Origin of the sequence: Actinospica durhamensis (genome assembly GCF_018139695.1) — a bacterium.
In the GTDB taxonomy this organism is placed as follows: Bacteria; Actinomycetota; Actinomycetes; order Streptomycetales; family Catenulisporaceae; genus Actinospica; species Actinospica durhamensis.
Genome location: NZ_JAGSOG010000299.1, coordinates 1 through 9,798 on the forward strand (window position 1 = coordinate 1; position 9,798 = coordinate 9,798).

General features: G+C 73.1%; 11 protein-coding genes. 4 read left to right on the forward strand and 7 right to left on the reverse strand.

What is annotated here, in order from left to right; translation table 11 throughout:
- Window positions 1-604: copper homeostasis protein CutC (locus KDL01_RS34965; protein WP_212532981.1), on the reverse strand; the 604-nt coding region annotated here is incomplete at its 3' end.
- Window positions 605-770: 166 nt separating this feature from the next.
- On the opposite strand from KDL01_RS34965, the gene KDL01_RS34970 reads away from it, so the two are divergent.
- Window positions 771-1,724, forward strand: a complete 954-nt coding sequence (locus tag KDL01_RS34970; RefSeq protein WP_212532982.1) for a hypothetical protein — start codon at window positions 771-773, stop codon at window positions 1,722-1,724.
- On the opposite strand, the gene KDL01_RS34975 is transcribed toward KDL01_RS34970, so the two are convergent.
- A complete protein-coding gene (locus KDL01_RS34975; RefSeq protein WP_212532983.1) occupies window positions 1,708-2,577 on the reverse strand; it encodes a sucrase ferredoxin in 870 nt (289 codons plus the stop codon). The genes KDL01_RS34970 and KDL01_RS34975 overlap by 17 nt on opposite strands.
- Before the next feature lie 248 nt (window positions 2,578-2,825).
- Here KDL01_RS34975 and KDL01_RS46205 point away from each other — a divergent pair, with 248 nt between their 5' ends.
- Window positions 2,826-3,209 carry a cold-shock protein gene (locus KDL01_RS46205; protein ID WP_212532984.1) on the forward strand — a complete coding sequence of 128 codons (384 nt, stop codon included), beginning with the start codon at window positions 2,826-2,828 and terminating at the stop codon, window positions 3,207-3,209.
- 97 nt (window positions 3,210-3,306) lie between these two features.
- On the opposite strand, the gene KDL01_RS34985 is transcribed toward KDL01_RS46205, so the two are convergent.
- Genes KDL01_RS34985 through KDL01_RS34995 form a run of 3 tightly spaced genes read right to left on the reverse strand, consistent with a single transcriptional unit; the run spans window position 3,307 to window position 6,402 of the window.
- Window positions 3,307-4,089, reverse strand: a complete 783-nt coding sequence (locus tag KDL01_RS34985; protein WP_368861714.1) for a 1,4-dihydroxy-6-naphtoate synthase — start codon at window positions 4,087-4,089, stop codon at window positions 3,307-3,309.
- Window positions 4,086-4,733: a futalosine hydrolase gene (mqnB, locus tag KDL01_RS34990; protein ID WP_212532986.1), complete on the reverse strand. Its 648-nt coding sequence runs from the start codon at window positions 4,731-4,733 to the stop codon at window positions 4,086-4,088. Before mqnB ends, KDL01_RS34985 begins: the two co-directional genes overlap by 4 nt.
- 34 nt (window positions 4,734-4,767) lie before the next feature.
- Entirely contained in the window at window positions 4,768-6,402 is a 1,635-nt protein-coding gene (locus tag KDL01_RS34995; protein ID WP_212532987.1) for an MFS transporter, read from the reverse strand.
- 127 nt (window positions 6,403-6,529) lie between these two features.
- Between KDL01_RS34995 and KDL01_RS35000 the strand changes: the two genes are divergently transcribed.
- Window positions 6,530-7,366: a DUF3027 domain-containing protein gene (locus KDL01_RS35000; RefSeq protein WP_307846748.1), complete on the forward strand. Its 837-nt coding sequence runs from the start codon at window positions 6,530-6,532 to the stop codon at window positions 7,364-7,366.
- Window positions 7,367-7,523: 157 nt separating this feature from the next.
- Here KDL01_RS35000 and KDL01_RS35005 read toward each other — a convergent pair whose 3' ends face one another.
- Window positions 7,524-7,856, reverse strand: a complete 333-nt coding sequence (locus tag KDL01_RS35005; RefSeq protein WP_212532989.1) for a DUF2530 domain-containing protein — start codon at window positions 7,854-7,856, stop codon at window positions 7,524-7,526.
- Between the two features lie 65 nt (window positions 7,857-7,921).
- Between KDL01_RS35005 and KDL01_RS35010 the strand changes: the two genes are divergently transcribed.
- Window positions 7,922-9,334, forward strand: coding sequence for an NCS2 family permease (locus KDL01_RS35010; RefSeq protein WP_212532990.1), 1,413 nt, complete (start codon window positions 7,922-7,924; stop codon window positions 9,332-9,334).
- A gap of 10 nt (window positions 9,335-9,344) precedes the next feature.
- Here KDL01_RS35010 and KDL01_RS35015 read toward each other — a convergent pair.
- Window positions 9,345-9,798: VOC family protein (locus KDL01_RS35015; protein WP_212532991.1), on the reverse strand; the 454-nt coding region annotated here is incomplete at its 5' end.

Below are 9,798 nucleotides of genomic sequence, written 5' to 3' on the forward strand. Positions count from 1 at the left end.
AGAGACAGCCCGCGGCCCGACCGTCACCCGCTACGAGGTGGAGCTCGGCCAGGCGGTGAAGGTGGAGCGCGTCCTCCCCCAGCCCGGCCTCCCTGGCCGCCTCGGCCGCGAGCACCTCGGCGCCCTGGCCGGCCGGCACCGGGCCGCCGGAGGTGAGCACCGTGTCGAGGCCGGGCAGGGCGCGGATCGCCGCGAACAGCGCCGCGCGGTCCACCGAAGCGTCGTCCACAGCCTTGTGGAAAGTCCACGGCAGCGGGCCAAGGGCTTCGATCACGGCCGTGACGCTCGAGAGGTCCACCGCGCCCTGCTCGTCCAACCAGCCCCACACGAACTCGCGCGCCCCGGCCGCCCGCAGCCGCTCGGCCGCCTCGATGAGCGCGTCCACGCCGGCCGGCCCGCCCGCCCCGAAGCCCTCGCGCAGCCGCAGCATCACCCGGACCGGCAGGTCCACCGCCGAGAGCACCGCCTCGACCGTCTCGGGAGTGGGGCAGAACCCCGCGTACCGCATGGAGCTCACCAGTTCCAGACGGTGTGCACCGGCGGACACCGCACGGCGTGCGTCCTCGGCATCGACGGCGATGACTTCCAACAGTCCGTTCGGCATGCCGCATAGCCTGTCACAGCCGCCCTGTTCTGCACCGCGGAGAGGGGGGTGAAACCGCGCGTGCGCGTGCTCCACGACACATTCGCGCGCCGGGTCGTCGCACCCGCCCGCCGGGCATATATAACAGGACTCGGCGATGAGGGTTGGTTTGAGGGGTGGATTTCCAGTGCGCAGCGGATACGAGTTCGACGCCTACGGCCGGCGTGCGGCGCGGCCGGACCGCGATCCCGAGCAGCATCTGGCCGCGTTCCTGAGCAAGGTGGCCGACGTCGCGGCGCCCCATCTCTCGCCGGCCTCCCGGAGCCGGCTGCTCGAGAGCCTGCGGCAGACCATCGAACAGGAACGCGCGGCCAACGGCAGGGACGTGCGCACGCTCGAGCGGATACTGAACTCGCTCGGAGACCCGGTCACCCTGGTCGACGCCGAGGTCCAGCGCGACCCGGAGTCGCAGCAGGCGCTGGCCGCGCGGCTGAGCCGCACCGGCCCCGGTGCCGGCGCGGCGGCCGTGGACGCGGAGCTGGCCAGGCAGCTCGCGCCGGAGACCACGCACGGGCACGGCCCGGTACACCCGGTCGGGCTGCCGGGTTCGGGCCCTGAGATCTGCCTGGACCCCGACCCGTTCGCCGCCGCGATCGAGTACCGGCCGGAGACGGTCGGCGCGCTCGGCCTCGGCGCGCCGGGCTCCGGGGCCGAGCTGACGGCGCAACTGGCGCCGGATGAGCTCGGATCCGACGTCTCGGCCCGGCTGCGCTCCTTCTGGTCCGGCGGGCCGCGCGGATATCCGGTGGAGTCGGCCGCGATCCTGTTGCTGGTCCTGGGCGCGGTGCTGGGGCAGTGGCTGTTCCTGCTCGGCGGGGGCCTGGTCGCGTTCGCCTCCCGCTTCTACAGCCCGGTGGAGAAGTGGCTGCTCGTGGTGGGCGCGCCCGCGGTCAGCTTCCTGCTTTTCAGCTTCGGGTTCTGGCTCACCCAGCACGGCAAGCCGGGCGGCACCCCGGACAAGCCGGTCGATCTGCTCAGCGGCCTCGACTCGTTCTTCGGCGCGCTCCCCCGGATGATCGCGGTGCTCGGCGCGATGTTCCTGCTCTGGCGCCTGGCCCGGGGCGTCATCCGGCGGACGTGATCTCCACCAGCCGGTAGCCGCCCGCCTCGGCCCGCAGCCGCACGTCGTAGTGCACTGCGACGCCGCCGGGCCCGAGGTGGGCGAAGCGGTGCAGCCCCGGCCCCGGCGAGGCCAGCGGCCGCAGCGCGGCCAGCGCGGGCTCGGCGAGGCTGCGGCGCAGGTGCCACTCGGCGCTCTGGGCCGCGGCCGAGTGCCCGGCCGTGCCGCGGTACGCGTCGAGGTCCAGCTCTCCGGCGAGCGCGCGCTCGGCCACGGCCACCGCCTGCGGCGGGTCGAGCCGGCCGAAGTACGCGCCCTGCGGCAGCACCACCAGGTTGGCCGCGAACCGGTCGCCGCCGACGTGCGTGGTCTCCCACACCAGCGGGCCGAACCGGGCCGCCAGGGCCACCGCGACGGGGCGCCCGAAGCGGGCGCAGCACACCTCGCGCCGCCCGTGCGTGCACACCAGCAGCAGCGGTCCGGCTGCTCGCCCGAGCCCGGGCCCGTGCCCGGAGCGGAATGCCTCGGTGGTCAGCCGCCCGCCGGTCTGAGTATCCGTCAGCATCGCCTGCGTGAGCGCGTCCGGCTCGATCAGCTCGACCCACCGGCCGTGCCCGTCGCCCCCGGCCAGGAAGACCGCGGGCGCCCCCGCGCCGCGCCGTCCGGTCCGATCCGTGCGCCGGATCAGCTGCGGGCGCACACCCTCGGCCAGCAGCCGGTCCGCCGCCCGCGCGAGCGGCTTCGGCAGGTCGTCCGGGTAGCCGAAAGCGGGCCAGGGCCCGGGATGCTCGATCAGCAGCCAGCCCCGGGTGGCGGTCGGGGCGCTGCCGCACAGCGCGGCGCAGGCGGACTCGGCGCACGGCGAGCACGTCATCAGACCCCTCCGATCCGGACACCAGGCGGCTATCTAAGTAAGGTTCGCCTAACCTTAGGTGTCCGGACCCTGAAGCGCGCGCGGACTGCGCCGAACGAGGGACGCGCGCGGGAAAGTCCGGCAGGCTCCCACCAGGTCGATAATGCAGCGTGACCAGGCGGCCCCGGGCAGCTAGCCTTAACTCGTCAGGGTGAACGCGCCCACCGCGGGTAACCCGGGAGTAACGACGAGAGTGATGAGGTAGTGCGGTGCCGACCGGCAAGGTGAAGTGGTACAACGCCGAAAAGGGCTTCGGTTTCATCGCCCGCGAGGACGGCGGCGACGTGCACGTCCACTCCTCCGCGCTGCCGCCCGGGGTCGATACGCTCAAGCCCGGCCAGCGGGTGGAGTTCGGCATCGCGGACGGCCGGCGCGGCGAGAGCGCGCTGAACGTGCAGCTGGTCGACACCAAGCCCTCGGTCGCGGTGGCCCAGCGCAAGCCCGCCGAGGATCTCGTCGTCATCGTCGAGGACGTCATCAAGGTGCTCGACCACGTCTCCAACACCCTGCGCCGAGGCAAGTACCCGGACAAGGAGCAGGGCCGCAAGGTGGCCAAGCTGCTGCGCGCGGTGGCCGACCAGCTCGACCTCTAAGCCCCCTGAGTCCGCGCCTCCGGAGCGCCGGGCGCGCGCCCGGCGCATACGCCTCAGGACACCTTGGATCTGCGCCCCGAGCCATGCCCTCGATCGACTAGGCGAACAGTCGTTCGAGGGCCTTTTCGCCCTCCGGGCCCAGGTCCCGGGAGAACTCGTTCACGTACAGCTCGATGTGGCGGCGGGCCACGTCCGGGTCCATCTCCTCGGCGAGAGAGAGCACGTACGCGTGCGAATCCTCCGGGTGCGCGAAGGCGTGGTCCACCGAGGCCCGCAGCGCCGCGGTGACGTTCGCTATCACCTCGGGGCCGAGGGCCGAGCGGGCCACGATCACGCCAAGCGGGATCGGCGCCCCGGTCGTGGACTCCCACCACTCGCCCAGGTCCGCCAGGCACTCAAGGCCGAACTGCTGGTAGGTGAAGCGCGCCTCGTGGATGACCAGGCCCGCGTCCACCTCGCCGGCGCGCACCGCGGGCATGATGTCGCGGAACTGCATGACCTTGATCTCCGGGCTCTCCCCGCGCGCCGCCGCCCACTGCCGGAACAGCAGGAACGCGGTCGAGCGCAGGCTCGGCACCGCCACCGTCCGCCCGGCCAGGCTCCCGTCGAAGCCCGGCGCGGCCAGCACCAGCGGGCCGCAGCCGCGGCCCATCGCGCCGCCGCAGGGCAGCAGCTCGTAGCCGTTCGCCAGGGCGTCGGGCAGCGCCGCCGCGGAGATCTTCATCAGGTCGAGGCCCCGCTCGGGGTCGGCCAGCCAGCCGTTGGTCTGGTCGATGTCGGCGTAGCTGATCTCCAGCTCGGGGGCGCCGGCGATCAGTGCGTGCGCCCAGGCGTGGAAGATGAAGGTGTCGTTGGGACAGGGGGAGTAGGCGATGGTCAGCAAGCTTGGAGTCCTTCCGCGATCGGCCGGGCGGCCGCGGTGAGCGCGGCCAGGGCGGGTCCGATCCGCCAGGCCTCCCGCTCCCGCCGCCCGACGAAGTTCGACACGGCTCTGATCTCGGCGAACGGCAGGTCGAACAGGGCGGCCGCGGCGGCCACCCCGTAGCCCTCCATGCCCTCGCCGACCGCGTCCGGGTAACGCCGCGTCAGTTCCCCGGCGCGCTCCTCGGTCCCGGTGGCGCAGTTGACCGTCAGGATCGTGCCGACCACGGCCCGCACGCCCGGCAGCCGGCCGCCCTCGGCCGCGGACGAGCCGAAGCCGAGTTCGTCCACGCTCAGGAATCCGTCCGGGTGCTCGGCGTCGGGCGGGGTCTGGGCTCCCAGGTCGGCCGCCACCACCCGCCGGGCCAGCAGCAGCTCGCCGAGCTCGGCCTTGCCCCGGAACGCCCCGCCGATGCCCGCGCTGATGACCGCGCCGTAGCCGCCGTCCAGCGCGAGCGCCCGGGCCGTGGCCGCGGCCGCGTTCGCCGCGCCGACCCCGCCCGCGAGCACGCTCACGCCCGGCTCCGCGGCGCCGCCGGGCAGCCCCTTGCGCAGCGCCTCGGCCTCGGCCTCGACCGCGGTGACGATCAGAATCCGATTCACCCGGCCACGCTACACCGCAGGCCCGGGCCCGCCGTCAGGAGGCCTTGGCGGCCGAGTGCTGGTCCGTCAGCGCCTTGCCGGTCAGCAGGGTCACCACGCACAGCCAGACCGCGCAGACGCTCAGCGCGAGCACCGGGTGGCTGCTGGGCATCACCAGGCCGAGGCCGGCCCCGAGCACCCAGCACAGCTGCATCAGCGTCTCCGACTTGGCGAACGCGGAGGTGCGCACCTGCTCGACCGTGTCGCGCTGGATCATCGCGTCCAGCGAGAGCTTCGCCAGCGACGGCGCGAGCCCGGCCAGGCCGCAGGCGAGCAGCACCATCGGCAGGTTGTAGTAGAAGGCCGTGAGCACCGCCACGATCGCGCTGATGGTCACGCAGCCGGTCACGATGCCCTCGGGCGCGCGCGCCTTGAGCCAGCCGCCGACCAGCGAGCCGAGGCCGCCGCCGACCGCGATGGCGCCGGCCACCAGGCCGATCGCGGTCAGGTTGCGCAGGCCGCCGATGGAGTTGGTGCGCAGCATGAAGGCGAAGTACAGGGCCATGTACCCGGCGAACGCCCGCAGCGCCCCGGTGGCCCGCAGCGCCGTCAGCACGCTCACGCCCACCGAGCGCAGCCGCTTGTCCGGCATCGTCTGCGCCAGGGTGCGCTCGTTCTCGTCCAGGCCGTGGTCCTCCCGGCGCAGCTGCGCGCTGACCTCGCCCGCGTCCGAGTCCACGTGCTTGGGCAGCCGCAGCGCCAGCCAGGTGCCCGCGAAGAACACCAGCGCCGCGAGCAGCAGCGGCAGGGCGTGGTTGAGCTTGCCGAGGCCGTAGCCGATCGGGGTGGCCACCAGCGTCGCGATGAGGGTGAACAGGTTGATCCGCGAGTTGGCCCGCACCAGCGAGGTGCCCACCGGCAGCACGCGCGGGATCACCGCGGAGCGGCTCACCCCGTACGCGCGCGAGGCGGCCAGGCAGCCGAAGGCCGCCGGGTACACGGCCAGGCTGCCGCTGGCGATCGTCTTGGCCAGCACCAGCGCGAGCAGGGCCCGCACCAGCGCGGTGATCGCCATGGCGAAGCGCCGGCCGCCGCGCAGCCGGTCGAGCACCGGCCCGATCACCGGGGCGAGGATGACGAACGGCACCATGGTCACCAGCAGGTACAGCGCCACCTTCGGCCGCGCCTCGCCGGGCTGGACACTGAAGAAGAGCGAGGTGGCCAGCGCGACGGTCACCAGCAGGTCGCCGGTGGCGACCACCGCGTTGAGCTCGATGACCGGCGCGAGCCCGGACTGCCCGGCGCCCTCCGCATGGGTGATCCGCTGGATCCGGCCGTAGACCGCGTCCGCCGCGTCCTTCGCCTCGTCGGCGCCGTGCTTGACCACGCTGCCGGTCTGCCGCATCCAGGCCGCGTTGCGCCCGGCGGCCTTCTTGTCCCCGGGAGCGCTCGAGCCGGTGGAGCCCGTCGAGCCGGCTGGGCCGCCCGGGTTACCTGGGCCGTCTTGCCCGTGGGAGCCCTCGGGGCCGTTCTCGCCCGAGACCGCCTGTGTGGCCGCGGCCGGATCCGCGCCGGGTCCGAGCGCCTCGGTGGCGTGCAGATCCGCCGGCGAACCCAGGGCCGTGTCTTCCAACGGCGGCGGCGCCGTGTCGTGATCCACCTGTTCGGAGGCCTTGTCTCGACCACCCATGCGTTCGCTCTCCCCCTCCGGTCACGTCGCGTCAAGTGTGTACCCCGCGGCGGGCGCTTGTCATGCGCCCCCGCGATCTCCTGGACGCCTGACGCTGGCAGCCCGTGAAACGACTACCATCGGAGGCGTGACCACCGCGACGCCCGCCAAGCCCCGTACCAGTCGTACCCCTGTCCTGGACACCGCGTGCGCAGAGGCGGTCGAGCTCGCGCTCGCCGCCGCGGAGGATGTGGCGGGCATCGGCAACGTGGGCCGGCACCTCGACACCCAGTCCGACGGGGAGCGGGTGGCCACGCACTTCTTCGAGGCCAGGGAGCGGGGCTACGTCGGCTGGCGCTGGGCCGTCACGGTGACCCGGGCCTCGCGCTCGAAGCTGGTCACCGTGGACGAGACGGTGCTGGTACCCGGCGACGGCGCGATCATGCCGCCGCAGTGGCTGCCGTGGAGCGAGCGGCTCCAGCCCGGGGACATCGGCGTCGGCGACCTGCTCCCGACCTCCCCCGACGACGTGCGGCTCGAGCCCGGCTACACCGGCGCGGACGAGCCGGAGACGACGCTGGGCAAGGGCGCCGAGGAAGAGGTGTGGGAACAGCGCGACTCGCTGCCGTTCGTCGCCTTCGAGCTCGGCCTCACCCGGCCCCGGGTGCTCTCCCGCGAGGGCCGCGAGGCCGCGGCCGAGCGCTGGCTGCAGGGCCGCGGACCGGAGTCCGACATGGCCCAGGCCGCCCCGGCCACCTGCTCCACCTGCGGCTTCCTGGCTCTGATGGCCGGCTCGCTGCGGCAGAGCTTCGGCGTGTGCGCCAACGAGTACTCCCCGGCCGACGGCCAGGTCGTCTCGCTCGGCTTCGGCTGCGGCGGGCACTCCGAGGCCGTGGCCTCGCCCGAGCCGCGCGAGCTGCCCGAGCCGGTGCTCGACGAGTTCGCGATGGACTCGGTGGACTCCGCCGAACTCGGCCACTCCTGACCGCTCAGCGCTGAGGACTGACCGCCGGCTGGGCCCGCGGTCTCCCGCGGCGTTCCCGTTCCGCGCGTTCCTTCAGGGCGTTCCCGCTCAGCTCGTTCCCGCTCAGCTCGTTCCCACTCTGCCGGTCGGCTCTCCTGAGCCGTCCGGCAGTCGTTTCTCACGCCGCGTCAGCTGACCCGCCGTCGGAGGCCTTGCCCGCCGCGGCCGCCGCGGCCGCGCGGTCCCGCGCGATCGCCCGGTCCCGCCGCTTGACGTAGTACAGGCCGAGCAGCCCCAGAACCGTCCCGCTGACCGCGACCCAGGGCCAGCGCCCGTGCCCGGCGCGGGTGAGCGAGGTGTGCATCGCCAGCAGGACGACGGCGGCGATCGCGTAGAGCCCAGTCCCGATCAGGACGATCCGCGCGACGTCCACCTCCATCGGCTTGAGCTCGCGCGACCCCCCGTTCGGCGGCTGGTCGGTCGTCTTCTCGGAATCCGCGGGAATGGCCACGAGGGCAAGCGTAGACAACGCCGCCGCACAGCCGCACCACCCGTCCCCGCCGATACGGAGCAGCCATGGCCGCCGATCCCGTCTCCGTCGCCTTCAAGCTGCCCGAGCGCGGGAGCAATCCGCTGCGCGAGGTGCGCGGCGGGTTCGCCACCTTCTTCGCGATGGCCTACATCGTGGTGCTCAACCCGCTGATCCTCGGCAGCGGCAAGGATCTGTACGGGCACTCACTCAACACCGGCCAGCTCACCGTGGCCACGGCCGTGGTCGGCGGCGTGATGACGATCATCATGGGTCTGGGCGGAAACCTGCCGCTGGCCATCGCCGCGGGCCTCGGCCTCAACGGCGTGGTCGCCTTCACGATCGCGCCCACCATGTCCTGGCCGGACGCGATGGGCCTGGTCGTGCTCGAGGGCATCGGCATCTGCCTGCTGGTGGTCACCGGCCTGCGGCGGATGATCATGGACGCGATCCCGATGCCGCTCAAGCGGGCCATCGGCGTCGGCATCGGCCTGTTCATCGCGCTGATCGGCCTGATCGACGCCGGGTTCGTCACCCGCGTGCCCGACGCGGCGCAGACCACCGTGCCGGTGCAGCTCGGCTCCAACGGCCAGCTCAACGGCTGGCCGGTGCTGATCTTCTGCCTCGGCGTGCTCGCCACCTTCCTGATGCTCGTGCGCAAGGTGCCGGGCGCGATCCTGATCTCCATCGTGGCCTGCACGATCGTGTCCGTGATCGTCAACCACGTCGCGCACCTGACCGCGGCCGACTGGGGGCTGATTCAGCCGAAGCTGCCCAGCCACGTGTTCGCGACGCCGGACTTCGGCCTGCTCGGGCAGTTCTCCCTGTTCGGCGGGTTCGCCCAGGCCGGCGTGGTGACCGCGGTCGTGTTCATCTTCACGCTGATCCTGTCCGACTTCTTCGACGCGATGGGCACGATCGTCGGCGTGACGGCGGAGGCCGGCCTGCTCACCGACCGCGGCGAGGTGCCGGGGATCAACCGCGTGCTGTTCATCGACGGCCTGGCCGCCGCGGCGGGCGGCGCCGGCTCCTGCTCCTCGAACACCACTTTCGTCGAGTCCGCCGCGGGTGTGGGCGAAGGCGCCCGCAGCGGTCTGGCCAGCCTGGTCACCGGCCTGTTGCTGCTGCTGACCACGTTCGCGACCCCGCTGACCGGCATCGTCCCGCAGCAGGCCGCCGCGCCCGCGCTGGTCGTGGTCGGCTTCCTGATGATGACCCAGATCCGCGACATCCCCTGGACCGAGTGGGACGTGGCCATCCCCTCCTACCTGGCCATCGCCCTGATGCCGTTCACCTACTCGATCACGAACGGCATCGGCGCCGCCGTCATCACCTTCGTCGCGATCAAGCTGGTCCTCGGCCGGCTGCGTGACGTGCACATCCTGATGGTGGTGATCGCGCTGCTGTTCGTGGCCTACTTCGCCCTGAGCCCGATCGAACAGTGGCTGAACGTGAAGTAGGGCGGCCCGGCTAAGAGCGCGGCTCGGTCTGGGCCATGAGGGCGAGCAGGTGGCCGTCCGGGTCCTCGAAGAAGGCCATCCACTCCTCCACCCCCGACTCGTGCCGGTGGATCAGGTGCGGGGCGCCGCGGAAGACCACGCCGCGGGCGCTGAGCTGCGCGTGGGCGGCGTGGATGTCGGGGACGGTGAAGTAGAGCACGGACGGCTCCTGGGCCGCGCCGGCGGCCGCGTCCTCGCCGCCGCTCAGGAACAGGCGGGTGCCGCCGCAGTCGAAGAAGGCCAGATCGCCGAAGGTGTAGAGGTGCGGCAGACCGAGGACGTCGCGGTACCAGCGCTCGGCGGCGGGGACGTCGCGGACGTGGCGGGCGATCTGGCCGATCGGGCCGAGCTGCAGGCTGTCGGTCATGGGGGCGGCTTCCTTCGTCGCGGAGTCGGAGTCGGTGGCGTGGGCGGTGGCGCGGGCG